The organism is Vibrio phycocola (genome assembly GCF_054404255.1).
Genome location: NZ_JBTAMQ010000002.1, coordinates 315,035 through 339,532, shown reverse-complemented (window position 1 = coordinate 339,532; position 24,498 = coordinate 315,035). Strand labels below are relative to the sequence as shown.

Here is a 24,498-nt window from a genome sequence, read left to right as displayed (position 1 = left end):
AACTGGGCCATCCATTTGTGTCGAGGAGTAAAAGTGATATTTACGATTTTCTCGTGCATAGATACTATTCTCTAATAATCATGAAATGATCATACTTTATTATATTTACCTCAATAATCAGCCTGAAATGAAATGCCCCTCAATAATTAGATCCAACTATTGAAGGGCAGTTTAAAGTCCGGCTTTTCTATTTCACAGTTTAAATATCAATTACTGCTTGTCCATTGCTCGCTTCATACAGATGGCAGCGCCACCCCAAGTGATGCCTAGACCGAGTACCATCATAAAAATTGCACTTGCTTCCATGATTATTTTTCCTTTTTACTCATAACATTGATTGCGATAGAGAACACTAAAATACCAGCCATTAATACCCAACCTAATGTTAAGTCGTAGCCACCATAGCCCTCGGTGAGTATGTGATTGAGTTTTGTGACCAAAATAATGGCCAAAATTGCAGGAGTGATAAAACGCAAACATAGATCAAACCACACACCGATCGAGAAATCGGAAATCTTGTTGACGTATTCGCGTACGTTAGAAATCTTAAACAACCACGTCATCATTACAATTTCAATGAAACAACCCGCCATAATGCCAACGTTGTTTGCGAAATGATCGACTAAGTCGAGTAGCAATAAGCCACCATTGGTTGCAAATGCCATCGATATAACAAAGCCAGTTCCCAATACAATGTTCGCAGCTTTAGTACGGCTCCATTCCATTTTGTCCATGACTGCAGAGGTCACGGCTTCTAGGATAGAAATTTGCGAGCTAAGACCAGCAACAACAAGCGCTAAGAATAATAGCGGGCCTAAGATATAAGGTGCTGGAAGTAGGTTGATCGCTGCGGGTAGGGTAACAAATGCTAAACCAACACCGGCTGAAACCACTTCAGTGATAGGTTTCGCTTGCTCCATTGCCATGTAACCTAGTACAGAGAAAATCATGATACCGGCAAGAATTGAGAATCCACAGTTAATCAATACCGTCATAAAGGCGTTATTGGTGATATCGGATTTTTCAGGAAGGTAGCTTGAATACGCTAACATGATGGAGAAGCCAATACTTAACGTAAAGAAGATTTGTCCATAAGCTGCAGCCCATACTTTTACGTCCCAGATTTTGCTGAAATCAGGTTTGAACATATAGTTCACACCGTCAAGAGCGCCCGGAAGCATAATCATTCGAGCAATTAAAAAGAGCACCATTAAGAAGAGAACAGGCATCAATATTTTTGAGGCAAGTTCAATACCGGCTTTAACGCCGCGAGCGATGGCTGCATAGGTAATAGCCCATGCAATGGTCATAGCAAGGGCGATTTTCCACTGAATGCCACCTAGATTAGTTGGTGAATTGTCACCAAGACCTAAATAGTCACCAAAGAAGAAGCCATTGGTGTCTTCTCCCCAACCTTGGTCAAATGACATCCCAAGATAAGAAATTGCCCAGCCAATAACAGCGACGTAATACACGGCGATTGTGGCTGCGACACCAACTTGGAACCAACCAAGCCATTCAAACTTAGCGTGAATTTTCGCTAATGTTTTAGGTGCAGACCCGCGATATTTTTGACCCATGCTGAATTCGAGGATCATAAATGGAATACCAGCGGTGATCATGGCAAAAAGATAAGGAATAAAAAACGCGCCACCGCCATTTTCATATGCCATATATGGGAAGCGCCATATGTTTCCCAATCCTACTGCGGAACCTACGGCAGCTAAAATAAAGCCGGCACGCGATCCCCATTGTTCTCGTTTCATCTTGTACTCCTATAAAATTCGTTCGTTACACCCTTATTTCGATTGAAACTCAACTAGGAAATTTCGATGATGAAACATCGATTTTTCTTCAGAAGAGATGATGAGTTATTTGATTTTTTCAACCGCAGGTGTGTGTTTGTATCTTTTTATATGCACTGGTTTGGAGGCCGTGCTGCGATACTTGGGCGTGAGATTATAGTTTTATCGATATAAAGGCAATAGAGAGTAAATCGACTTATGGTCAATTTAGTAGTGTTAAATGTTATACAGTTTGTACATTAAGGTTAAAGTGATTGTATTTTCTTGTTACGGCGGTTAAAAATACTAGCGATCTAGTACCCTGAGTGTGTAATTAATGAGATGAGCATGATTTAGTGAAATACTCTAGCTTAAAAAGTTTGGTTGGCATTTTTAACTTAAAAACGGTAGTAGAGAAGTTATGTATGAATTTGAGTCGTACTTGGCGATTGAGAGTGATAAGGGATAAATGTTGGTATCTTGCACAATTTAACGCCGTTATGCCCATAAAAGACAAGTCTGATAGCGTGATATAGAGAAGTTCTTACCATGGAAAAAAATTAAGAACTTAGGGGTAGGTCATATTTATTCTTTTGGAATTTTCCATATGCTATAGTCGCCTAAGTTCATAATTAGGTGATAAACCTTAAATAATCATTGAGTGAGCAGGATGAAATATAACTTTGATAAAGTGATTGATAGAAAGGGCACCAATGCTCTAAATAATGATGGATATCGTAAATATTTGTTTGGTGATTCCACAGAGCTTTCTGCCGAAATTGACATCGATAATTTAATCCCGATGTGGGTGGCAGATATGAATTTCTCTGTGGCTCCAGAGATTCTGGATGCGATTAAACAACGACTTGAACATGGCATTCTCGGGTATACCAAATTATTTGATGACGCTTATTTTCAAGCGTTTATTCAATGGGTAAAAGGTCGTTATAACTGGGAAATTAATCAACAGCATATTGTTACATCGCATGGTGTGGTACCTGCACTTTTTGATTTGGTGAGGTTATTTACCAAGCCGGATGAGAAAGTTCTCTTTACCACGCCGTCTTATGGTTTTTTCCAACACGCTGCACAACACCATAATCGTGAATATGTCACGTCTGATCTTATTAATACCGATGGGTATTATACATTTGATTTCGATGATCTTAGAGAGAAATGTGCTGACAGTAAGGTGACTCTTTGTATTCTCTGTAATCCTCACAACCCGACAGGTAGAGCTTGGTCAGAGGATGAATTAAAACAGTTTGCTGAGATCTGCTTTGAGTACAATGTATTAATTTTATCTGATGATATCCACTGTGATCTTACACGAAATTATACCTGTTATACGCCGCTTGCTAGGCTCTACCCAAACTCGGATCAGATCATCACTTGTATGGCACCAAGTAAGACGTTCAACCTCGCGGGACTAATGATGTCGAATATCATTATTCCAAATGAAGCGATGCGAACGGTATGGCTCGACGATCATATCGATATGTTGAATCCACTGAGTTTAAGTGGCGCTGAGGCTGCTTATACTTCTGGTGGTGCTTGGTTAGAGCAACTTACTCACTATCTAGACGCCAACTTCGATTACGTTAAAACTGAGTTAGATAAACAGTTGCCTCTTGCTCAGTTTTCTATTCCAGAGGCGACCTACTTAGCTTGGATCGACTTGTCGAACTATTTTGATAGTGATCAGAATCTGACTCAGTTCTTTATTGAGGAAGCGGGGATGATTGTTGAAGGCGGGGAGATGTTTGTCTCGGAGAATAATGGGTTTATTCGAGTGAATTTAGCGCATTCCAAACACACTGTAATGGAAGGTATTGCTCGAATATGCCAAGCGGTACAAAAGCAAGTCAGTTAAGCTGAAATCCTCGCAACTCAAAAGCAATCAAGCGTTATCAAGATAGGGGCTTTGTTTCCCCTATCTTGATAACGCTTATACTGCAATCTAAGTTTAGAAAACCGGTAATACCCTCATGCAGTTGGTGGACCCTACAACTCCAACCATATCTCCTTGAGTCAGAACGATGATGTCACCGAACTCAACGGTTCCTTTCTCTTTTAAGTGGTTTATCGCCTCAAGTGAGGTTTCAAAGCTCGTTGTTTGGACACTGGTAAATTTATAGGGTGTCACTCCCCGGTATAGAGCACAGCGGCGAAGTGTTTTCTCATTATCAGATAAAGCGTAAATTGGCAGTTCAGTATTCATCCTTGAGGTCATTAAAACAGTGCGACCTGATTCAGTCATGGTGACGAGCGCTTTAATACCTTCCATGTGGTTTGCCGCATAAATACTTGAAATGGCAACAGTCTCTTCTGCAGTGACAAATGAGCTTTTAAGTCGGTAGGTTTGGTCTTCAACGTGCATCACTTTTTCTGCACCAACACAAACTTCGGCCATCGAGTTTACTGTTTCAACAGGGTATTTACCCGCAGCTGTTTCGCCAGATAACATGACCGCGTCAGTGCCATCGATGACCGCGTTTGCGACATCCATAACTTCCGCCCGTGTCGGCATCGGTGCATCTATCATCGATTCCATCATTTGAGTGGCGGTAATAACAACACGATTTAGCTCTTTAGAGCGGCGAATCAGTTTTTTCTGTACTCCGACTAATTCTGGATCGCCAATTTCGACGCCTAGATCACCACGAGCAACCATGATGACATCGGATGCCATAATGATATCGTCGATATGTTCATCATTTGCGACTGTTTCGGCACGTTCAACTTTGGCGACCATTGAGGCATCTAAACCCGCTTCACGAGCAAGTTCTCGGGCGTATTCCATGTCTGCGCCATTACGAGGAAAAGAGACAGCAAGATATTCTACATTGAGTTCTGCGGCGAGTTTTATATCTTCCTTATCTTTTTCTGTTAAGGCTTGAGCTGATAATCCACCCCCTTTCTTGTTGATTCCTTTATTGTTCGAGAGCTTTCCACCAATCGTGACATGGGTATGAATTTGACTGCCTTCTACTTTGAATACTTTTAATTGAACTCGACCATCATCGAGTAGCAAAATGTCTCCACTCGATACATCCTCTGGTAGCTCTTTATAATCTAAGCCGACTCGAGTTTGATCCCCTTCTTGTGTCGGGCATTCAGAGTCTAAAATAAAATGGTCACCCACATTCAGTTTAATACTGTCGTCTTTGAATTTTGCGACGCGAATCTTAGGGCCTTGTAAATCACCGAGAATAGCGATGTGCACGCCGAGTTTTTCAGCGATTGTTCTGACTTTAACTGCACGCTCTCGATGATCATCCGCTGTGCCGTGGGAAAAGTTAAAGCGAACAACGTTGGCACCAGCTTTAATAACCTGCTCTAAATTATCACCTTTATCTGTTGATGGTCCTAGAGTCGTAACGATTTTAGTTTTTCTCTGCATCATGCTCATAAGATCTCATTTGTTTAAATTGTTTGTGTTAAGTTTTATAAGTATATGCAAGAATTCTTTTTTCGTTCGCAAATTCACGATACTGTTCGTGATTTGTACGGTGAATTGAGCATTAATGGATGTTAATTTGTTGCCTTGGTTTGAGTCACAGCACAAACTTGACTTATTATGCGTGATGCCTGTCACGCTCGGGTATCAAAGCTCTTCCCAATTACTTTACAAAGTAAAAAAATTACACCGCTGTCTTTTTGTCGGAGCACATCATGTTCATGGCCCAACCTGGCCACATTGATCATATTAAGCAGATCAATGCGGGGCGAGTATATAAACTTATCGATCAACTGGGGCCTATCTCTCGAATCGATTTATCGAAATTGAGTGAGTTAGCACCTGCGAGTATTACAAAAATTACTCGTGAGCTGATTGGTGCACAACTTATTCATGAAACCACTGTTCAAGAATCCTTGAGCCGTGGGCGTCCGGCTGTCGGTTTGCAAACCAAAAATTTGGGTTGGCAGTTTTTGTCGGTGCGATTAGGCCGAGGCTATTTAGCGTTGGCTTTACATGAGCTCGGCGGTGACGTTCTGATTGATTGTAAAATTGATATTCACGAACGTGACCAGCAGGATTTACTTGATCGTTTATTGCATGAAATTGAAGAATTCTTCCAAACGTATCACTCGGAAATTCAACGAGTAACTAGCATTGCAGTCACGATTCCTGGTTTAGTTAATTCGCAAAAAGGCGTGGTTGTGAACATGCCGTATTACAATGTGGTTAACCTTAATCTTGGAGCTGAAATATATAAGACCACTGGATTGCCTGTTTTTATGGCGAATGACACTCATGCTTGGGTATTGGCTGAGAAGTTATTTGGTCATGCTCAAGAAAGTGATAATGCTATTTTGGTGTCGATTCATAATGGCTTAAATGCTGGGATTATTGTTGATGAGCGAGTACTTCAAGGTAAATTAGGGAATATCGGTGACTTAGGGCATATTCAAATTAACCCTCAGGGTGAATTGTGCAGTTGCGGTAACCGAGGATGTTTAGACACGGTAGCAAGTTCTACTGCCTTGTTGGAACAAGCTTACGTAAGGATCTCTCATGGGGAGTCATCATCTCTGGCGGAAATTCAAGATATTCGAATTGAAGATATATGTTTTGCCGCTGTCGAAGGGGATGCTCTCGCGGTTGACTTGATCGAAAAACTTGGTAGTCATTTGGGGCAAGCCGTGTCAATTCTCGTGAATCTGTTTAACCCCGATAAAGTCTTAATTGGCGGTGTTATTAACCAAACTAAAGACGTGCTATACCCTAAAATGATGGAATCACTTTCAGCGCAGTGTTATCCCGCCTATAAAGATTCTCTAAAGGTGGTAGAGTCTCGGTTTTATCATGAATCGACGATGCCAGGTGCGGCATTGATAAAACAAGCTTTATATGATGGTTTATTGTTAATACGAATTCTCGACGAGTAATTGGTACGTACTGTCTTCTCACTCTTTGAATGACACTGACTCTTTTTTTCCTTTCTAACTAGATTTATTCCTATCTATGGTCCAGAGTTTATATTATCGATTAAAGTGCTAGGCGGGATTCGTATGTCAGGAGTATTGAATACGGTTGATCAGCGCACAAATCTTGTAGGCGAGAACCGTCTTGAGCTATTACTTTTTAGTTTAAATAGCATGCAAGTATTTGCGATCAACGTGTTTAAAGTTAAAGAAGTGATTAAATTGCCCACGTTAACCAAAATGCCAGGCGCCCATCACAATATTACTGGTGTTGCTTCCATTCGTGGTGAGCCAGTGCCGGTGATTGATTTACGTCGAGCGATCGGGTTTCCTGATAACTCTAATCATGATTTTACTGAACAGAATTTAATTATTACCGAATATAATCGTTCGACTCAAGGGTTCTTGGTTGGGCAGGTTCGTAATATTATCAATACCGCTTGGACAGAGATTCAGCCACCTCCTAAAACCGCAGGTAGAGCAAATTACCTCACGGCAATCACTCGAGTCGAAGATGACGAACGAAGCCATATCGTCGAAATTATTGATGTTGAAAAAGTGCTCGCTGAAATCATAGATTACGATATATCAATCTCAGAGGAAGTGCTTGACCACGAATTGGTGACCAATAATATGCAGGGTCGCAAAGTGCTTGTTGTGGACGATTCAAGTACCGCACGTAATCAAGTTAAAGGTACGTTGTCTCAGCTAGGTATTGAGATTATCGAATGCTGTGATGGTTTAGAAGCGTTGAATTTATTGCAGTCATGGGCGGATGAAGGAATTGATGTTACGAAAGAATTACTTCTGATGATAACCGATGCAGAAATGCCTGAGATGGATGGTTATAAACTCACTCATGAAGTACGTAGTGATGCTCGAATGAAGGATCTATATATTACGTTGAATACCTCTCTGAGTGGTAGTTTCAATAATGCCATGGCGGAAAAAGTAGGTTGTAATCGTTTTATTTCCAAGTTCCAACCTGATGTATTAGTCGATGTGGCTCAAGAGCGATTACGTCAAGTATTGGAAGCACAACATTAGGCGCACTTCCAATATCATCCCTGATGTTGTCCAAACAAATAAACGGTCAGATTCTATCTGGTCGTTTTTTATTTTTATGAGCAGATTAAGCTTAATGAAAATCCCGCGAACGGCTAGAAAGTGACGCGAGTTTATCGGTTAAATCGATAAGTTTACCGGCAATGACATGCATGACATCGCCTTCTTTTTCTAATATTCCTTTGACCTTAAGAATCTTTGAGTTCAAATACGCCCGTTTCTGTGCTCGAGCAGTTGCTTGCCATACGACTACATTAATGTTTCCGGTGTCGTCTTCAAGAGTAAAGAACGTAATACCTGCGGCACTGCCGGGAGATTGCCTTCCTGTGACGACTCCTGCAACGGTGACCAGCGATTTATCCGATTTATGGGCTAAGTCTGTCATTCGGCTAAAACGTCCCAGTAACTGAGCATGGTCTAACAGCAGAATAGGGTGGTGATCGAGTGATAATCCAAGGGCGGCGTAATCTTCTAATAATGTTGCCATATCACTCGGTGGGGAGAGTTGGGTTGGAGACGTATCGTCTAATGCGGCAAATAATGGCAGTTCTTGAATCGAGTCCATCATATTCCAACGAGTTTGATAACGATGCTGCCCATCTTGTCTGTTGCTGGACGTCATATTTCTTGATGAGGTCTTTAGGGTTGCAAGTGCATTGGCAGAGGCAAGCAATTCCATTTCACGCCGATTCAGTCCAAGTTGCTTGAGCTCAACAGTGGAATGAAAGCCGGAATTGGGACGATGTTCGACAATGGTGAGGGCAGTGTAATGTCCTAATCCTTTTATTTGTCGAAACCCTAAACGCATTGCGAGTTGCTCGCCTAACGGCACCACTTGATGATCATAGTCAGAGTGATTAATACTAACTGGAAGAACGGTAATCCCATGACGTTGGGCGTCTTGTACCAATTGAGAAGAGCTATAAAACCCCATCGGCAGACTGTTCAGTAGTGCAGTGTAAAAGCACTCCGGATAGTAATGTTTCAACCAAGCAGAACAATAGGCAAGCACCGCAAAAGAAGCGGAGTGACTTTCTGGAAAACCGTATTCGCCAAAACCACAAATTTGATCAAATAATTTCTCGGCAAACTCTAGGTGATAACCCCGTTTTTCCATTCCACTGATTAATTTATTGCGGAACTTCATTAATTCGCCACTCTTTTTCCACGAAGCCATTGCCCGACGTAACTGGTCAGCTTCACCGCCGCTGAACCCTGCTGCCACCATCGCTAATTTAATAACTTGTTCTTGGAAAATAGGTACTCCCATTGTGCGTTCGAGTACCGTTTTAACTTCTTCTGAAGGGTAGTCGATTGCTTCGATACCATTTCGTCTTTTGAGAAAGGGATGAACCATATCACCTTGAATTGGGCCGGGGCGGACGATGGCAATTTGAATCACAAGGTCGTAATAACAACGTGGCCGGAGCCTTGGTAGCATATTCATTTGTGCACGTGATTCGATCTGAAAGACGCCCACAGTATCAGCTTGGCTTATCATCTGATAAACCTCGGGATCATCGGGTAAGGCAGTGATCTGAGCGATTGAGAGAGATCGTTGGTGGAAGTGCTCAACTAAACCGAAGCACTTTCGAATGGCCGATAGCATACCCAGTGCGAGCACATCGACTTTCAATAGCCCTAAAGTTTCTAAGTCGTCCTTGTCCCATTGGATTACTGTTCGCTCATTCATGGCGGCATTTTCTACCGCGACCAACTCATATAATGGCCCTGCTGAAATCACAAAGCCTCCGACATGTTGCGATAAATGGCGTGGAAAGCCGATCAGTTCATTCACTAGATCGATAAACTGCTGGCCTTTTAATGAGTCCGGTTCTAACCCAAGTTCAACAATTTGCGCCTGCCAGCCGAGCGCCCGGTCACGTCGGTTAACATTGTGGATAAAATAGTCGAGTTGAGTCTCATGGATTCCGAGCGCTTTCCCTACATCGCGCACCGCACTTTTAAAGCGATACGAAATTACGGTAGCGGCCAGGGCTGCACGCTCCCGGCCGTATTTTTGGTAGAGGTATTGAATCACTTCTTCTCGACGTTCGTGTTCAAAGTCGACATCAATATCAGGGGGTTCATTGCGTTCTTTACTGATGAATCGCTCAAACAATACCGAAATTTGGCGAGGATCGACTGAGGTAATTTCCAAACAGTAACAAACAACGGAATTGGCGGCAGAACCTCGGCCTTGGTATAAAATGCCTTGCCGTTTAGCAAACATAACGATGTCGTGAATGGTCAAAAAATAAAACGGGTAATTGAGCTCTTCAATCAGAACTAACTCTTTTTCGATAATGTGTTCTATCGTTGGAGGAACCCCTTTGGGGAAGCGACGGTGCTTCCCTTGTTCAACCAACTGTCGTAGGTAAGCGATTGGGGAGCAATTTTTCGGCACCAGTTCGCTGGGGTATTCATAGCGCAAACTGTCGAGATTAAACTGACATTGGTTGGCAATGTCGATACTTTGCGCTAACCATTCGGGCTGAAATAACTTGGCTAATTTATCTTTGCTCCTCAACACGCGTTCAGTATTGGTCAACAGGTGTGCTTGAATTTGTTCAACAGAGCTGTGACGGTCGATTGCGGTTAATACATGCTGCAATGGTAAACGAGCCGCATTGTGCATTAAGACACCACCACATGCGCAAATAGGCAAGTCTAATACCTCAGCCAAACGTTCGCTTTGTTGTACACCTTTTGAATCATCTGCACTGAGGTGGCGTTGTATTCCAATCCATAATCGACCGCGATGGTGTTGGGTGAGCCATTCTCCCCATTGCTGACTCGCATCGTTGTCTATACTCGGCAGCCAAATCACTAAGCAGTGCTTTAATGACATCACATCCCATTCTGAGAGTTGATATTGTCCTTTTCCGGCGCGGCGACGAGCATTAGTAATAATTCGGCATAACTCCGCATAACCTTCTCGATTTGGTGCTAACGTAATAAATCGGCATGCGGGATTGAGCTCAAACAGGCTTCCAACAATCAGTTTCACCGAGAGTTGATGCTCTTTAATTGTCGCATGCGCACGCACGATCCCCGCAACTGAACACTCATCGGTAATGGCAATAGAATGGTAACGTAAAAAATCGGCTTGAATCACCAACTCTTGTGGGTGCGAAGCTCCTTGAAGAAAGGAGAAATTGCTTTGACAGAATAGTTCTGCGTAACTCATTCACTGCTCCGATTAACTGAACTGACCATGTAAGTACCAATGTTTTTGTACGTCGCGAAAGACCCAAAGCCAGCAACCGGTATTGCTATACGCTATGTAGTAATCTCGCGTGATCGGCTGCCCATCCCACCATCCGGTTACGATTCGTTCAGGCCCATGAATTAACTCCACTTTCTTTGTTAGTCTCTCAGGAGTTGAGTGTAATAAGCTTGGGCGTAATTGAGCTGAACGCTCGCTCGTGGTGATTGTTTGAGTTGCATCGAGAAAATAAGACGATTTTTCCGGGCGTGGATCATTACTCATGATGACTTTAGACACGGCTTGTTTGCCTAATTTCGCTTGCAGTAAAGAGATCAGTTCTAATGGTTGAAGTGCCCCTTGTGTGCCTGAAAAGAGATCATCGGCGTGAGCAGGTTGTTCACCGCTGCGAATAACGTTGAGCTGTAAGTGATGGACAGCTTGCGTGAGAGTGAGACTTTCAAGCGATAACTGCGCCAGCGTTAACCAACGGTCGGCTCGATATTCCCCAGTTGCCGAGGTAAAGGTCACTTGCTTTTGAGGTGGTGTTTGTTGATGATTGGCTCGTTGTATCAAGCAAAGCTCTAGTTCATAGACAACTTGATTTCGGAGTAATAGAAACTGCTCGAGTCGTTTGAGTAAGATTGCCAGTGGTTTGAGTAACCATTGGCAGTTATCAATGTCGTAAAGTAATTCCAAGTCGGTACTGAATTTTTCTGGTGGATAGTGAAAGTTGAGAGGGTGCTTAAATTGTCCCAACAATCGACCGACATAATTGACGAGATTTATATCAAAGCGCCGAGCCAAATCCGCCATCGGTAAAGCAAACAGCTCACTTAACTTAGTTACACCCACTCGGCGTAAAGCGTCAACCTGTTTATGATCGAGTTCAGTGGCGGTTATCGGAAAGTGGTTCAATTTTTCCATGAACTTCGATCGATTTTCACTTAATAAATTCATCCCAGACTTAGCCAATAACATCGCCGATAAAGGGGAAAACCCGCAGGAAAATTGGTAACGTAGTTTCCAGGGTTGCATGTGTTGCTCAATACATTGCCAGTAATGCTCTAACCCTTGATAAAGTGTGAGCATGTTTGATACCCGAAGTAAGATCCCTTGTGGTGGAAACAAGACAATATCGGACGTTACTAAATAGAGCCATTGTGCGATTTCGCTAAGCTGTGTTTGTTCGATTTCAGGTTGATATGGATGAACTTGTAAATGAGCACACATCGCGGAAGCACTGCCCATGCCCATCCCGATTTGGATACCTTGATCGAGGGCGGCTTGATTCGCTTGTACGATACTAAAATTCTTTCCATCGACAATCGCGAGTGGTTCATCATTACTCGTTTGCGTATCTTCTTGCTGTGTCGAAAAAAGCGTATCGAGCTGAAGGTAAGGAAAATCGAGATAAAGCCATAATTGCATGATTAACCTCGCTGCCAAGTCACTTTTTGTTTAGAAGGGAATGGAATGACGACTTGTGGTTGTTTTTGCAAGACGAGTTGCGGCCATTGTTGCGCCATATTGATGGTGAACGGGTTTGGTTCCCAGCGACCTTTTCGTTTTGTTATTTTTGCTTTAATTCCTTGAGGGTGGGGAGCAAGTTGCATCGATAAGGAAACCGGTAATGAAAAACCGCACTTTTGTTCGCTACGAAATAAAAATTGACGACATCGGCCTGCTTCTGCACTCACTTGAAAACGTCGAGCCTGATGAATTTCTACGTCATCACACCACAACATCACATGGCTGCAAGCACCACTTTTTAGGCATTGCTCTGCGGCCCAAAATGCGTGTTTTTTGTTATCAGGTTGAATCAATATTACGCGGTTACTGTCGAGTTGTTCCGAAACTAGGGCTTCAGCATGCAATGGCGCTGGTGGTTGAATAAAGACAATCAAACGACCATCATCGGCGTGTCGCAAATGAGGGAAAAGTAAACGCAGTTCGCCAATACCGCCCAGCGATTGCAAATCAATCACACCATGCTCAGGTAGCCCACCTTCAAGTTTTTGATCAAATTCAGAAAATCCAGTACTGGCCAGTGATTCGGGCATCATTAATGCTGTGGGTTTATTTCCTTGCCATAGCCATTGCTTCTGTTTTAACTGCTCAATAAATTCATTCATCATCAATTTACATATAAAATAACTGTATGCATATACAGTATAAATTGAAATCTAATTATGCAAGAAAAAGATCGATGAAGTAGAGTGGTTTGAGTCTAATTTATTGATATTTAAGTGTGTTTTATTTTAGTGATTGAATAGAGTAAGAATGAGTATTCGGCCAATGAATTGTTTACATCACACGTTTTTACATAAAATACAGGGGTTCTATTTCAGTCTTGTTGGTGAGGTGAGTTATAATGAGTGACGATTTTCAGCACTACGCTGTGTAAGTACAACATTATCGAGCATTATGTATGAGCAACGATGTAAAAAAAGAAGAAAAATCAAAGAAAGTATATTCACCAATGCAAATATCAATTGGCACCTATTTAGGTGGACCACTTGCGGCAATCTATTTTTTAAAAGTGAATTTTGATACGTTAGGCAAGAAACAGTTCTCGAATAGAACATTATTTTATGGTTCTCTTATTGTACTTTGCTTGATTCTTTTGGTTCCGTTTCTTTCACTCCACCTTTCAAGCAGCATTATTCCTTTACTGTATTTATTCCCTACGATGTTCATTGCGCATAAGTATCAGTTAACTCGTGATAAAATTGATGATTCGAAAGAGTTTGATATGCAACCGTATTGGTTGACCGTTGTTATGACGGTTGTATGGATGATTGCTTACCTTGTTGTGGCCGTGTTGGCTAAACAAGCATTTATTAAGATGGGCATCACCGGAGTTTAATAAACCCAAGATGCATTATCTACAAAAAGACCCGTTAGCTAATATGAGCTACGGGTCTTTTTTGTGCCAGAGCACTTTCAGAAAGAGTGTATAGGTGGCCTTGTAAGAGCAGCTCATCGAGTCGCTTAGAATAAGTCCATGAAGTCGGCATGACTCAACCATCGGATAACGAAAGACACTATTGATTATTCGCTTTATAACAAGAGTATAGATCTGAGGTTGTGGTATCTGAATGACCTAATCACATCATGTTTTCTCATTATTTTGATATCTAAGAACTCAATTATGAAGGGGCTTTACCTAGTAATATTAAATTGGTAAGGTGTTGCTATTCGCATTTGTGCATATTGATTTTTTTAGGTAATACCTCTTAGATTAGGCGGTGACTTAGAGTATTTCTGATGATGTCTTACTTTGTCATATAGTTAGTGGCTCTGTCCAAAAAACAGTTTAAGTTGATTATTTAACGAAGCTATCTTGGAGTCATTATATTTTTGGGGAAGTGAAAATGAATAGAAATATTGCTTTAGATATTCTTAAATTATCCATGGCTTTAATGGTTGTGGGTCTGCACTCTGATTTTTTAAGAGATATTTCTCCATTATGGAACTTCCTTACTGTCCATGGGATTTTTAGGGCTGCAGTGCCTATTTTCTTTTTAATTAATGGTTTCTATTTTTATCCTGTGCTATTAAAAAATAATCAATTATATTGGTTTAAACGATTTTTTACTCTATATATTTTTTGGACCATAATTTACTCTTATTTTTGGATGGAAAACCCTAAATTCCCTTTTTACTTAGTATTTTTAAAAAACATTATAATTGGTTATTATCATTTATGGTATGTTCCTGCATTATTAGGAGCTGCAATGATTTTGACAACAGTAAAAAATATTTCAGTGAAAAAATTAATCATTTCTATTATACTTACCTTTATATGTGGTGTATTAATGCAATATATTGGAATTTACCACTTATATGAAGGAAGTATTGCTGACGAAATTTTAAAGCATGACTTTACTTATAGGAATTTATTATTTTTATCCTATCCATTTTTTTGTTTAGGGTATTTAATCAATAAATTTTCTTTATATGATAATGTTTCATTTAGATCAATAATTGTATTTATATTAATTGGCTTGTTTGCTTTGTTAGGAGAGTCCTATGTTAATTTTTATCAAGATGGGAAGCGTGGTGGATTTGATACCTTTTTATCTCTAATGCTTTTTTGTCCCTTTGTTTTTCTTTTTTTTATAAAATTAAATATTCCACATAAAGGAAAAGAGTTAGCTCTATATTCATCATCTATATATTTTATTCATAAGTTAGTATTAATTCTATATCAAAAATATACTGATTTTGGTGGCACAATGTTAACATTAATTACGATAATAACTTCTGCCTTATTATCATATTTTATAGTTAATGGTAATCAGAGATTGAAATTTATGCTTTAGTTTTAGCTAAAGCATGATTCATATTTTATCTTAAATCGAGGGTGGGATTTTATTCGGTGGGTTTATTATCGATACAAAGTTCTGATGTAGTACCTATTGAGTCGCAAGTTTGAAATAACTGTGGTCATTAAGCGCTTTACTAATCATCATTGCGCCTTCAAGCAAACTGACGGTTGTGATGGCGGCATGCTCAGGGTCTGCTTCGCCATTTGCGGTGTGCGCGGCTGTTAACCAAGCCAGGTTTTTCCTAAAAAAGCGCTTAACTTCTATTTGTACTTTTTCTGGTAAGCTTTCATTTTGAGCACCCAAAAGACCACATAAACACATTTTATCGTCAGTCAATAATGCATGTTTGAAAATTGCTGTATAGATATCGATCGGGTTTTTACCTTGCGCTTTGATTTGGTCAACATCCCCTAATGCTGCCAAAAATGCGTCTGTATATTGATGGGCTAATTCGGCACCTAAGTCAGCTTTAGTCGGAAAGTGGTAGTGAACACTGGCACTTTTTATACCCACTTCATTTGCTAGCTCTCTAAAGCTAAAGTTGCTGTATCCACCAGCACGTACTTTATCTTCAGCGATTTTTAACAGTTTTTCCTTCTTGCTCATGATTACCCCTTACATCTGCGGACGTAATTATCTAATAGCAGATACCTCAATACAAGCGCTTTCATTTTTATGATGTAATCCAATCATTCAACATTCGTTTAGTGTAAAAAAGATCAGAATATGGGCATTAATAAGATGACCTAGCCAACAATATATTTGGCTAGGTACCGGTATATCGACCATCTACTCGTCATCAAAAAAAGCATAAGTTCTCGTTTCTATACTTTGTCGTGGATCACAGTGAGCGCCTTGTTCTAACAATGGAAAAGCAGTATGCATCGCAAAACCAGCTTTAGATTTATCTGTGTCAAAACCTTTAATGAGCACGGCTTCACTTGAGTCCATTTGTGAGTAGAAATACCATTTCTGATTTGGGTTTTGTTTGACTGCAAAAATCTCACCTCGATGTTTTTCACCTGTATGCATATCGTTAAACTCGATATGTGCGGTTACAAGATCGTTTTTATCTAGTGATTGATAGTCCATAAAGGCCAACGGATCTTTTTGCACAACACCTGCAATAGAGCGCCAAACATTGATTTGTACCATTCTTTTTCCAGCATATGAACGCATCAAATCTTCATCCAGTTCAGATTGAGCACGAATTAAGCCCGTTTTGTCAGTGTAATCATTATGAATATGGTAGGCGGGATGGCGGTTAGAGTTCTCAATACCACGGCGTACAGTATGATCAAAAGCCACTACATGGTTTGCTCCCAGTTGCTTTTTAACCAAAGCCTCTACCTCTGCATAATAGAATTCTTTTACAGCTAGAGGATCTAAGTAATCGACTTGGCTGGGTTGAAAGGTTGCGAGCTCAAAACCATGCTTATCCACATTGAACGTAGCATCAGGTAATGAACGTGCGTCAATAATATCGGCATCTTGGAATAGATAATCCTCACTGTATTCTTGCGTTTCATTAAACCCTGAATACTGAATAACAGGCGTACTGGTGGACTCTTTTCTAATGAAATGAAGTGTCGTTTTTTCTATATTGTATTTCATGGCTGCCTCTGCTTTATTTTTATATATAACTAATCTATCTACTGGTAGGTATTCTATGGTCGTATTTCGTTAACTGTCAATTAATTTTGTCGTTGCTAATACCTATAGATACTTTTCCTTTCATACTAAGAATATAAAAATTAATTAAAATCAACACCTTAAGAGTTAAATTAAAAATATTTGTGAAAAACAGTTTGACTACCTTCTGGTAGGTAGGTATTGTTTGTCTCGTTCGAAACATAATGTATTTGCAAGCAGATAGATGAATTGTCTTCAAATATGAATGAAAAATTAAACGTAGAATATGAGGATTAAAACAATGATTGGATACACGACAATTGGTTCAAAGAATCTGGATAAAGCGGTGTCTTTTTACGATGCACTACTTGATCTAGTCGGTGGAAAAAGAGTCATGGAAATGGACCGCATTAAATTTTATGGAACAGACGCTGGTGGTGCTATGCTGGCGGTGTGTACCCCTCATGACAACAATCCACAAACAGCCGGTAATGGTCAACAAATCGCTATTCCCGGTGGTTCTATAGAGGGTGCTCAAGCTCTTTATAATAAAGCGATTGAATTGGGGGCTACTGATGGAGGTGAGCCTGGGCAACGTTTTGATTTCTTTTACGGTGCTTACGTTTATGATCTAGATGGGAACAAGCTTTGCTTTTTTCATATGACCTAATGGTAAGTCATTCATGTTTGTGAGGTCGGCTATATGCCGGCCTTACTTTTTTGCACATTATTTATTACTCAGAGTTTGCTGGGTTGATAATCATTGATAATACATGGCAGTATAAACTAAGAGGTAAATTATGGAAATTGCGGCAAATTTTAAGCAACGAGTATTCGTTCACTCTGACTCTTTACCTTGGCTAAAATCACCTATGCAAGGTGTGGAAAGACGTCTACTAGAGCGGGTAGGGGACGAAGTTGCTCGTGCCACAAGTATTGTAAAATATGCTCCTCAAAGTCATTTTTCACCTCATGTGCATACTGGAGGTGAAGAATTTATTGTATTAGAAGGAGTATTCCAAGATGAGCATGGTGATTTTCCCGCAGGCTCATATGTGCGAAACCCTCCACAATCAAGTCATCAACCAGGTTCAAATGAGGGCTGTATAATATTTGTTAAACTGTGGCAGTTTCAGCCAAGCGATAGAACTCATGTCAATATTCAGATGAATGACGCTGTACCTTGTGCCGATGAAAACATGCCCGGTGTATCAATCGCGCCATTATTTGAAGATAAGTATGAAGAGGTCAGCTTGCTACATATTGCACCAAATGCTGTTTTTAAACAAAATGTGGCAAATGGGGCTGAGTTATTTGTTCTTCATGGCTGTTTTGTCGAAAACAATGAGCGACTAGAAAAACACAGTTGGCTGCGTCTACCGTTAGGCTCTACCATAAATGGGAAAGCAGGCACAGAAGGGGCAAAAGTCTGGATGAAAATGGGGCATTTGTCAGATGTACATAACCAAATCGACAGACTAAAAAATGCCTAGGTTAGCGTTACAAAACAAAAATTTTGCTTATTGCTCATAACTGCGCTGGGTTTAATATTCAATAGAAATAACAATATGAAAATTAGAGAATACGAAATTAAAGATCGAAATCCTGTGATTTCTCTTTGGGAAGAATGTGGTTTAGTTGCACCTCAAAATAATCCTGGAAATGATATAGACCGTAAATTGAAGGTAGATCCTGATTTATTTTTGGTTGGTGTGGTCGAGGGGCGTATTGTGGCGACTGTCATGGGGGGCTACGAAGGGCATAGAGGATGGATAAATTATTTAGCTGTTAGCCCTGATGCTCAAAGAAACGGATATGGTAAGGCAATAATGGAAGCGGTAGAGCAGAAAATTTCGAACAAAGGTTGCCCTAAAATAAACCTACAAGTCAGAAGTACAAACGACCACGTACTCGCGTTTTATGAAGCCCTAGGATACGGTAATGATAACGTTGTTGGTTTAGGAAAAAGGCTCGTACATGACTCATAGTGTACGAATAGACTCGCCCTCTTCCATTTTACAGCAATCAATATTAAACGCCGCGTTGTGTACCCCAAAGAATATTGTGAAGCTGTGGCAACACCGTTGCTTGATGCCAACCGACATTAACCACGCGATCAATCAGATCGCGAGTAGACTGCAAGCCTTGTTCTAAAGTCACTTCTTCAGCGTCAAGATTGCAGGGTTGTAGATAATATGGATAGTTTGGATAGCGCTTTTGTACCTCGCATGCCCACGCAAAATCAATATCATCCGCTATTACTAGCTTAATGCTAATCGCTCTGTGGCTATTGGCTAATGCTAAGCTTTTGTCAAACCTGTCCCAGCGGGTCTCCATACCAGATGACGGCGGTTTAGGGCTTAGGGTTAAATAATCTACTTGGCTAAACCATGGCTTTGAGATACTGCCTTGTGTTTCCATAGCAAAGGTGTAACCTGCTTTATGGCCGACACGAATCAGATCGGAAAAATCTTGAAGGGCAGGATTGCCGCCTGAGAGAGTTACGAGTATCGGTGTCGGGCTAAGCGCTTGTATTTTTGCCCAGACATCTTCAGTGCTCTGAGTTTTCCATTCACTTTTATACTTATTCTCAACCGCATAAAGTGTGTCGCACCAGTTGCAACGATAGTCGCAACCACCGCTACGAACAAATACCGTAGGTTTGCCAATAAGTGCGCCTTCCCCTTGTATTGTGGGGCCAAATACTTCGCTAATGATCAGTTGGCTCATGGTCGATATTCCGCCCATGTTTTTGGGGTTTCACTTACTTTTACTGCGGTGGTTTCAGGCCAGTGTGGCTTACACCAATCGTATAGGTGTTTAGCCAATAATTCTGCGGTTGCACAGTCATCACCTAACACATCATTCAAGTGTCTGTGATCTAAGGTGTCATCAATGTAGTCTTTTAGCAGCTTTAGTTCGCTGTAATCACGGACAAAACCGTATTGATCTAGTGACTCTGAACAGAGCTCAACGACCACGACATAGTTGTGCCCATGCAGTCGTGCGCACTGATGATCCGCAGGCATTTGTTTGAGCTGATGAGAGGCTGAAAATTGAAATTCTTTGTTGATACGGAACATGCTTAGGCCTCCCCGTGAACGTGGTTTTTCACCGCGTTTTTCCAATAGTCAGGATCGGCGTAGTCCGTTGGATCTACAATGCCTGCATCACTAAAAGCTTCTTGACGCTCGACACAAGTACCGCAACGGCCACAGTGTTTTTCACCACCTTTATAGCATGACCACGTGTCATTAAAAGGAACGCTGACGGCAGCGCCCGCAGTAACAATATCGGCTTTGCTGCCGTGTAAAAACGGTGCGTAGAGGTCAATATCAGCATAGCCATCTAAGGCCATTTTCTGCATTTTTGCGAATTGCTCAATAAATTCAGGACGACAGTCAGGGTAGATGAAGTGGTCACCACCGTGAACGGCTATCGCGACGGTATCAGCGCCTTGTGAGGCTGCTATACCATAAGCAATAGTGAGCATAATGGCGTTACGATTCGGGACAATGGTGAGTTTCATGCTGTCTTCGGCGTAGTGGCCATCAGGCACATCTACATCATCGGTGAGGGCAGATCCAGTTAACTGTGCGCCAACATTGCTGATGTCGATAATGTGATGAGGAACGTCAAAGTATTCTGCACAACGTGCAGCGTAGTCCAATTCTTTGTCATGGCGTTGGCCATAATGAAATGAGACAAGAGAGGTAAGCTCCGCTTCTGCGGCGACTTTATGAGCGAGCGTGACAGAGTCTAGCCCGCCGGAACAAACGATCATTGCTTTCATAGTGTTTTTTACCTGGTGCTACGACAGGGGGCTACGGGTAGCCAATGTATAAAATAGTGGGGATTTATATCATAGGTTCAGTGAAATAGTCTATTTTTGCTTGGAGTTAAACTCGCTTTATATTTTCAATATTGGCGACTATTTATTCAAGGGCTGTAGTTATTGAACAGCAAATATTGGTTGGTGATTTAATTGTCAGTAAGGATATTCACTAAAATGCATGGTCGGTATAAGCATGACAAATAATGAATACAAACATGACATATAGCGAGCAAAAACATGACAATTTAAAGGTATTCTGACCTCGCATCGGCTATGACACTGAATTTTTAGGAAGTTTAAATGAATAGAAATATCGCTTTGGATATTCTTAAGCTATTAATGGCTTTTATGATAGTAGGGCTACATGCCGGGTTTTTAGGAGAGTATACTGAACTGGGTGAGTACCTTACAGTTAATGGTATTTTTAGAATTGCTGTGCCCATTTTTTTTATTATTAATGGTTACTATTTTTATCCTGTACTGCTTAAAAAAAACCAATCAAGTTGGCTTAAGCGGGTTTGTATTTTATATGTATTTTGGATGGTTTTTTATTCCTATTTTTGGTTCTCAATTCCCGATATTTCTTTTTCTGGTTTAGCTTCTTTTATAATGGACTTTATCATTGGTTACAATCATTTATGGTATGTATCTGGGATGTTAGGCTCAGCAATTATATTACTGGTATTACATAAGATAAAAATAAACTTTTTGATTGTTTCGATTTTTATGACTTTTATTTGTGGAGTACTGATTCAATATATAGGGAACTACAATATTCTTGACAGTAGATTTTTAAATACAATATTTAATTATGATTGGGCGCATAGAAATATGCTATTACTCTCATACCCATTTTTTTGTATAGGTTACTTAATTAATCGGTATGCTTTACATGCTATTGTATCATTTAGATTTGCACTTGGTTTTAGCGTAATAGGAATATTGGCTTTGTTGGGAGAATCTTATATTAATTATTACCATGAAGACCGCGAAGGGGGAATTGATAACTTAGTTTCTCTTATATTGGTTTGTCCTTTTATTTTCATATTATTTATTAAGTCAAATATACAAGGGGTGAATAAAAGTATGGCCTTGTATGCATCGGCTATATATTTTATTCATTCCTTGATCTTAAGTGCTTTTATTAAATATACTGATTTTGAAGCAACACTCTTAACTCTAATTGTAATATTGATTTCAGTATTTTTATCGTATTTTATTATAAAAGCTAATTTAAAATTGAAGATTATGCTTTAGGCTATTAATAATAATGAACGTAGTGATATCACCAAGCTATGCTATGTTTAAGTATGACTATCATTAAGGATACTAGTAGATGACTTCATTGATTTCCATTATTAAAACATATTGGCTCTATATTACGCTTGTTATTCTTGCTGTAATTACGTTTCTCTCACTCTACCCATTAGACGTTTTACCTCCAGTTCCTGGAAATGATAAAACTCACCATTTTATCGCGTATGCGGCATTGATGTTTCCTGTTGCATTGCGTAAACCCAAACACTGGTTACTTATTGGTGTGTTTTTTGTGCTTTGGAGTGGTGGTATCGAGTTAGTACAACCGTATGTTAACCGATATGGTGACTGGTTTGATTTGATGGCAAATGTTGCCGGAATGAGTATTGGATCGTTGATAGCGCAGTTAGTTAATCAATCTATTCTTACTAAGCCCAAAGGTGACTAAATCTCAAGGCGAGTTTAGATATAATAAGTGGTTCAGAAAAACATTCGTTCTGGCTTATATTTTTATGAACCACTTTAATTATGTAAAGTTCTCCTAGCATGCAATATCCGCACACTAATGTTTCTTCCTTTTGCCTTGTACTGCTTTGAATCTGGGGTTCGATTTACAAATCACATAGACTCGGCCACGACGTTTGACGATTTGGCAATCAGGGCTGCGGTTTTTTGCACTCTTTAAAGAACTTAATACTTTCATGAACGACTCCCAATTTTACCAAAACGACTGTTGAATTTAGACACCTGTCCGTCTTGCTTGACGATTCGCTGCTCACCAGTATAAAACGGATGAGAGGCGCTGGACACATCAAGTGTCATGTATGGGTAGGTCTTACCTTGGTATTCGAAAGTACGCTCAGTTTTAAGGGTTGAACCTATGATGAAGTATTTATCAGCTGCTGTGTCGTGGAAAACAACGTCTTGGTAATCTGGGTGAATATTATGTTTCATGATAAATCCTGGTTGTGATGTTATAACATAACATTATCATTTTAAGCTGATTGCTTCAACTTAAATGAAATTAATTATCATTACCATTTTTTGGAGGTGAATGAATTGTAAGACTCTAGTGAGATGAAACGGTTGTGGATTTGTGAGAGTGGCAATAACGAAGGTGGTTCAGTGTATACAACAAATTTACGAAGTTATGTTTTTATCGTGATAGATCTCTTTTTTTTAACAAAAATTCAACAAATGAAGTGTGACGCGTTAAAGTTTGGGAGCACATAACAATAATAAATACGCATAAATATCAGCTTTCACCAATTACGGAATTACTTTATGAGACTTAATGACTGCCATAATTTTCACGATTTTCGCAAGCTCGCTAAAAGGCGCTTACCTAGCCCTATATTTAATTACATTGATGGCGGTTCTGATGATGAATCAACTTATCGCCGCAATACTCAGGCCTTTGAAACCTGTGATTTGATTCCAAATGTACTGACTGGTGTTAAAGATGTCGACTTATCTGTCACGGTCATGGGGCAGAAGTTGGACATGCCGGTTTATTGCTCTCCAACTGCATTGCAGCGCTTGTTTCACCATGAAGGAGAACGCGCGGTAGCAGGGGCGGCTGAGAAATATGGAACACTTTTTGGCGTGTCTTCTCTCGGTACCGTGAGTATGGAAGAGATCGCTCAAAAAATAGATACGCCACAGGCTTATCAGTTTTATTTCCATAAAGACCGCGCACTTAATCGAGTGATGATGGAGCGGGCAAAGAAAGCTGGCATTCAAGTCATGATGCTAACAGTCGATTCGATTACTGGAGGAAACCGTGAACGTGACTTACGCACGGGTTTTTCGATTCCTTTTAAACTCACCCTTAATGGCATGCTGCAATTTGCGATTAAGCCGATGTGGGGCATCAACTATGTGACGCATGAAAAATTTCGTTTACCTCAGTTAGATGAACATGTTGACATGAGCAATGGCGCGATGTCGATTGGTGACTATTTTACCAACATGCTCGATCCTTCGATGGATTGGGATGACGTGGCTGAAATGGTGAAATTTTGGGACGGAGAGTTTTGTTTAAAAGGTGTAATGAGCAGAGAAGATGCACGAAAAGCGGTAGAAATTGGTTGTACGGGTATCATCGTATCGAATCATGGGGGCAGACAGCTTGATGGCTCTCGAAGCTCATTTGATCAACTTGCTGAAATTGTCGATGAAGTCGGCGATGAGATTGATGTGATTTTTGATAGTGGCGTCCAGCGAGGAACACATGTTCTTAAAGCACTATCATTAGGTGCGAAAGCCGTCGGGATTGGGCGAATGTATCTTTATCCACTTGCAGCTGCAGGACAACCCGGTGTCGAAAGAGCGCTTGGTTTGATGAAAGCAGAGCTTGAGCGCGATATGAAGCTGATGGGGAAAACCAGTATTGATCAATTATCGAGAGAGAACTTACGTTTTCGCTCGTAATTTAGTCATTACTTATTAAAG

At 40.5% G+C, this 24,498-nt stretch carries 24 protein-coding genes; 11 read left to right on the top strand and 13 right to left on the bottom strand.

The features are described 5' to 3' along the window. Positions 1-210: 210 nt before the first annotated feature. Both ACXJY6_RS05190 and ACXJY6_RS05185 read right to left on the bottom strand, forming a co-directional pair. Positions 211-306, bottom strand: coding sequence for a MetS family NSS transporter small subunit (locus ACXJY6_RS05190; protein WP_456050945.1), 96 nt, complete (start codon positions 304-306; stop codon positions 211-213). A 2-nt stretch (positions 307-308) separates the two neighbouring features. Next, positions 309-1,766, bottom strand: coding sequence for a sodium-dependent transporter (locus ACXJY6_RS05185; protein ID WP_456050946.1), 1,458 nt, complete (start codon positions 1,764-1,766; stop codon positions 309-311). Positions 1,767-2,454: 688 nt separating this feature from the next. On the opposite strand from ACXJY6_RS05185, the gene ACXJY6_RS05180 reads away from it, so the two are divergent. Next, positions 2,455-3,657 (top strand): MalY/PatB family protein, encoded by a 1,203-nt coding sequence (locus tag ACXJY6_RS05180; protein WP_458767625.1) that lies wholly within the window; start codon positions 2,455-2,457, stop codon positions 3,655-3,657. Between the two features lie 93 nt (positions 3,658-3,750). On the opposite strand, the gene pyk is transcribed toward ACXJY6_RS05180, so the two are convergent. Next, entirely contained in the window at positions 3,751-5,196 is a 1,446-nt protein-coding gene (gene pyk, locus ACXJY6_RS05175) for a pyruvate kinase (RefSeq protein WP_456050948.1), read from the bottom strand. Positions 5,197-5,459: 263 nt separating this feature from the next. On the opposite strand from pyk, the gene mlc reads away from it, so the two are divergent. Together mlc and ACXJY6_RS05165 are read left to right on the top strand one after the other, a co-directional pair. Further along, positions 5,460-6,677, top strand: a complete 1,218-nt coding sequence (mlc, locus tag ACXJY6_RS05170; RefSeq protein WP_458767624.1) for a sugar metabolism global transcriptional regulator Mlc — start codon at positions 5,460-5,462, stop codon at positions 6,675-6,677. 123 nt (positions 6,678-6,800) lie between these two features. Continuing rightward, positions 6,801-7,760 carry a chemotaxis protein CheV gene (locus ACXJY6_RS05165; protein ID WP_456050950.1) on the top strand — a complete coding sequence of 320 codons (960 nt, stop codon included), beginning with the start codon at positions 6,801-6,803 and terminating at the stop codon, positions 7,758-7,760. Positions 7,761-7,851: 91 nt separating this feature from the next. Here ACXJY6_RS05165 and ACXJY6_RS05160 read toward each other — a convergent pair whose 3' ends face one another. From ACXJY6_RS05160 to imuA, 3 genes are read right to left on the bottom strand one after another with little or no spacing between them, the layout of a single operon-like run. Further along, positions 7,852-10,968 carry an error-prone DNA polymerase gene (locus ACXJY6_RS05160; protein ID WP_458767623.1) on the bottom strand — a complete coding sequence of 1,039 codons (3,117 nt, stop codon included), beginning with the start codon at positions 10,966-10,968 and terminating at the stop codon, positions 7,852-7,854. A gap of 12 nt (positions 10,969-10,980) precedes the next feature. Beyond that, positions 10,981-12,417 carry a Y-family DNA polymerase gene (locus ACXJY6_RS05155; RefSeq protein WP_458767622.1) on the bottom strand — a complete coding sequence of 479 codons (1,437 nt, stop codon included), beginning with the start codon at positions 12,415-12,417 and terminating at the stop codon, positions 10,981-10,983. 2 nt (positions 12,418-12,419) lie between these two features. After that, entirely contained in the window at positions 12,420-13,121 is a 702-nt protein-coding gene (imuA, locus tag ACXJY6_RS05150) for a translesion DNA synthesis-associated protein ImuA (protein WP_458767702.1), read from the bottom strand. A 296-nt stretch (positions 13,122-13,417) separates the two neighbouring features. On the opposite strand from imuA, the gene ACXJY6_RS05145 reads away from it, so the two are divergent. Both ACXJY6_RS05145 and ACXJY6_RS05140 read left to right on the top strand, forming a co-directional pair. Next, positions 13,418-13,855: a hypothetical protein gene (locus tag ACXJY6_RS05145; RefSeq protein ID WP_456050953.1), complete on the top strand. Its 438-nt coding sequence runs from the start codon at positions 13,418-13,420 to the stop codon at positions 13,853-13,855. A gap of 508 nt (positions 13,856-14,363) precedes the next feature. Beyond that, entirely contained in the window at positions 14,364-15,314 is a 951-nt protein-coding gene (locus ACXJY6_RS05140) for an acyltransferase family protein (protein ID WP_458767621.1), read from the top strand. Between the two features lie 93 nt (positions 15,315-15,407). Here the strand turns inward: ACXJY6_RS05140 and ACXJY6_RS05135 are convergent, their stop codons facing one another. Both ACXJY6_RS05135 and ACXJY6_RS05130 read right to left on the bottom strand, forming a co-directional pair. Further along, positions 15,408-15,926: a TetR/AcrR family transcriptional regulator gene (locus ACXJY6_RS05135; RefSeq protein ID WP_456050954.1), complete on the bottom strand. Its 519-nt coding sequence runs from the start codon at positions 15,924-15,926 to the stop codon at positions 15,408-15,410. Between the two features lie 183 nt (positions 15,927-16,109). Beyond that, positions 16,110-16,934, bottom strand: a complete 825-nt coding sequence (locus tag ACXJY6_RS05130; RefSeq protein WP_458767620.1) for a CmcJ/NvfI family oxidoreductase — start codon at positions 16,932-16,934, stop codon at positions 16,110-16,112. Positions 16,935-17,253: 319 nt separating this feature from the next. Between ACXJY6_RS05130 and ACXJY6_RS05125 the strand changes: the two genes are divergently transcribed. The 3 genes from ACXJY6_RS05125 (at position 17,254) to ACXJY6_RS05115 (ending at position 18,940) form a co-directional block, all read left to right on the top strand. Further along, positions 17,254-17,622, top strand: a complete 369-nt coding sequence (locus ACXJY6_RS05125) for a VOC family protein (protein ID WP_456050956.1) — start codon at positions 17,254-17,256, stop codon at positions 17,620-17,622. A gap of 130 nt (positions 17,623-17,752) precedes the next feature. Next, complete coding sequence (locus tag ACXJY6_RS05120; protein ID WP_456050957.1) at positions 17,753-18,445, top strand: cupin domain-containing protein; 693 nt, start codon at positions 17,753-17,755, stop codon at positions 18,443-18,445. Positions 18,446-18,520: 75 nt separating this feature from the next. After that, positions 18,521-18,940 carry a GNAT family acetyltransferase gene (locus tag ACXJY6_RS05115; protein ID WP_456050958.1) on the top strand — a complete coding sequence of 140 codons (420 nt, stop codon included), beginning with the start codon at positions 18,521-18,523 and terminating at the stop codon, positions 18,938-18,940. Between the two features lie 43 nt (positions 18,941-18,983). Here the strand turns inward: ACXJY6_RS05115 and queE are convergent, their stop codons facing one another. Genes queE through queC form a run of 3 tightly spaced genes read right to left on the bottom strand, consistent with a single transcriptional unit; the run spans position 18,984 to position 20,745 of the window. Next, positions 18,984-19,682, bottom strand: a complete 699-nt coding sequence (queE, locus tag ACXJY6_RS05110) for a 7-carboxy-7-deazaguanine synthase QueE (RefSeq protein WP_458767619.1) — start codon at positions 19,680-19,682, stop codon at positions 18,984-18,986. Continuing rightward, positions 19,679-20,035 carry a 6-carboxytetrahydropterin synthase QueD gene (gene queD / locus ACXJY6_RS05105; protein ID WP_458767618.1) on the bottom strand — a complete coding sequence of 119 codons (357 nt, stop codon included), beginning with the start codon at positions 20,033-20,035 and terminating at the stop codon, positions 19,679-19,681. Before queD ends, queE begins: the two co-directional genes overlap by 4 nt. Positions 20,036-20,037: 2 nt before the next feature. Next, positions 20,038-20,745 (bottom strand): 7-cyano-7-deazaguanine synthase QueC, encoded by a 708-nt coding sequence (gene queC, locus ACXJY6_RS05100; protein ID WP_458767617.1) that lies wholly within the window; start codon positions 20,743-20,745, stop codon positions 20,038-20,040. Positions 20,746-21,087: 342 nt separating this feature from the next. Between queC and ACXJY6_RS05095 the strand changes: the two genes are divergently transcribed. Then, positions 21,088-22,044: an acyltransferase family protein gene (locus tag ACXJY6_RS05095; RefSeq protein ID WP_458767616.1), complete on the top strand. Its 957-nt coding sequence runs from the start codon at positions 21,088-21,090 to the stop codon at positions 22,042-22,044. 79 nt (positions 22,045-22,123) lie between these two features. After that, positions 22,124-22,492 (top strand): VanZ family protein, encoded by a 369-nt coding sequence (locus ACXJY6_RS05090; RefSeq protein WP_458767615.1) that lies wholly within the window; start codon positions 22,124-22,126, stop codon positions 22,490-22,492. A 114-nt stretch (positions 22,493-22,606) separates the two neighbouring features. On the opposite strand, the gene ykgO is transcribed toward ACXJY6_RS05090, so the two are convergent. Together ykgO and ACXJY6_RS05080 are read right to left on the bottom strand one after the other, a co-directional pair. Further along, complete coding sequence (ykgO, locus tag ACXJY6_RS05085; RefSeq protein WP_458767614.1) at positions 22,607-22,747, bottom strand: type B 50S ribosomal protein L36; 141 nt, start codon at positions 22,745-22,747, stop codon at positions 22,607-22,609. Then, complete coding sequence (locus ACXJY6_RS05080; RefSeq protein ID WP_458767613.1) at positions 22,744-22,998, bottom strand: type B 50S ribosomal protein L31; 255 nt, start codon at positions 22,996-22,998, stop codon at positions 22,744-22,746. The genes ykgO and ACXJY6_RS05080 overlap by 4 nt, the downstream gene beginning before the upstream one ends. Positions 22,999-23,328: 330 nt before the next feature. Here ACXJY6_RS05080 and ACXJY6_RS05075 point away from each other — a divergent pair, with 330 nt between their 5' ends. Beyond that, positions 23,329-24,477 (top strand): alpha-hydroxy acid oxidase, encoded by a 1,149-nt coding sequence (locus tag ACXJY6_RS05075; protein ID WP_458767612.1) that lies wholly within the window; start codon positions 23,329-23,331, stop codon positions 24,475-24,477. Positions 24,478-24,498: the final 21 nt, after the last annotated feature.

Excerpts from the sequence above, each read along its gene's own strand:
- ACXJY6_RS05180 (WP_458767625.1), top strand. The coding sequence starts at position 2,455 with ATGAAATATAACTTTGATAAAGTGATTGATAGAAAGGGCACCAATGCT.
- ACXJY6_RS05075 (WP_458767612.1), top strand. The coding sequence starts at position 23,329 with ATGAGACTTAATGACTGCCATAATTTTCACGATTTTCGCAAGCTCGCT.
- ACXJY6_RS05145 (WP_456050953.1), top strand. The coding sequence starts at position 13,418 with ATGAGCAACGATGTAAAAAAAGAAGAAAAATCAAAGAAAGTATATTCA.
- pyk (WP_456050948.1), bottom strand. The coding sequence starts at position 5,196 with ATGAGCATGATGCAGAGAAAAACTAAAATCGTTACGACTCTAGGACCA.
- imuA (WP_458767702.1), bottom strand. The coding sequence starts at position 13,121 with ATGAATGAATTTATTGAGCAGTTAAAACAGAAGCAATGGCTATGGCAA.
- ACXJY6_RS05090 (WP_458767615.1), top strand. The coding sequence starts at position 22,124 with ATGACTTCATTGATTTCCATTATTAAAACATATTGGCTCTATATTACG.
- ACXJY6_RS05135 (WP_456050954.1), bottom strand. The coding sequence starts at position 15,926 with ATGAGCAAGAAGGAAAAACTGTTAAAAATCGCTGAAGATAAAGTACGT.
- queC (WP_458767617.1), bottom strand. The coding sequence starts at position 20,745 with ATGAAAGCAATGATCGTTTGTTCCGGCGGGCTAGACTCTGTCACGCTC.
- ACXJY6_RS05160 (WP_458767623.1), bottom strand. The coding sequence starts at position 10,968 with ATGAGTTACGCAGAACTATTCTGTCAAAGCAATTTCTCCTTTCTTCAA.
- queE (WP_458767619.1), bottom strand. The coding sequence starts at position 19,682 with ATGAGCCAACTGATCATTAGCGAAGTATTTGGCCCCACAATACAAGGG.
- ACXJY6_RS05125 (WP_456050956.1), top strand. The coding sequence starts at position 17,254 with ATGATTGGATACACGACAATTGGTTCAAAGAATCTGGATAAAGCGGTG.
- ACXJY6_RS05095 (WP_458767616.1), top strand. The coding sequence starts at position 21,088 with ATGAATAGAAATATCGCTTTGGATATTCTTAAGCTATTAATGGCTTTT.
- ykgO (WP_458767614.1), bottom strand. The coding sequence starts at position 22,747 with ATGAAAGTATTAAGTTCTTTAAAGAGTGCAAAAAACCGCAGCCCTGAT.
- ACXJY6_RS05080 (WP_458767613.1), bottom strand. The coding sequence starts at position 22,998 with ATGAAACATAATATTCACCCAGATTACCAAGACGTTGTTTTCCACGAC.
- ACXJY6_RS05120 (WP_456050957.1), top strand. The coding sequence starts at position 17,753 with ATGGAAATTGCGGCAAATTTTAAGCAACGAGTATTCGTTCACTCTGAC.
- mlc (WP_458767624.1), top strand. The coding sequence starts at position 5,460 with ATGTTCATGGCCCAACCTGGCCACATTGATCATATTAAGCAGATCAAT.
- ACXJY6_RS05165 (WP_456050950.1), top strand. The coding sequence starts at position 6,801 with ATGTCAGGAGTATTGAATACGGTTGATCAGCGCACAAATCTTGTAGGC.
- ACXJY6_RS05190 (WP_456050945.1), bottom strand. The coding sequence starts at position 306 with ATGGAAGCAAGTGCAATTTTTATGATGGTACTCGGTCTAGGCATCACT.
- ACXJY6_RS05140 (WP_458767621.1), top strand. The coding sequence starts at position 14,364 with ATGAATAGAAATATTGCTTTAGATATTCTTAAATTATCCATGGCTTTA.
- ACXJY6_RS05185 (WP_456050946.1), bottom strand. The coding sequence starts at position 1,766 with ATGAAACGAGAACAATGGGGATCGCGTGCCGGCTTTATTTTAGCTGCC.
- queD (WP_458767618.1), bottom strand. The coding sequence starts at position 20,035 with ATGTTCCGTATCAACAAAGAATTTCAATTTTCAGCCTCTCATCAGCTC.
- ACXJY6_RS05155 (WP_458767622.1), bottom strand. The coding sequence starts at position 12,417 with ATGCAATTATGGCTTTATCTCGATTTTCCTTACCTTCAGCTCGATACG.
- ACXJY6_RS05115 (WP_456050958.1), top strand. The coding sequence starts at position 18,521 with ATGAAAATTAGAGAATACGAAATTAAAGATCGAAATCCTGTGATTTCT.
- ACXJY6_RS05130 (WP_458767620.1), bottom strand. The coding sequence starts at position 16,934 with ATGAAATACAATATAGAAAAAACGACACTTCATTTCATTAGAAAAGAG.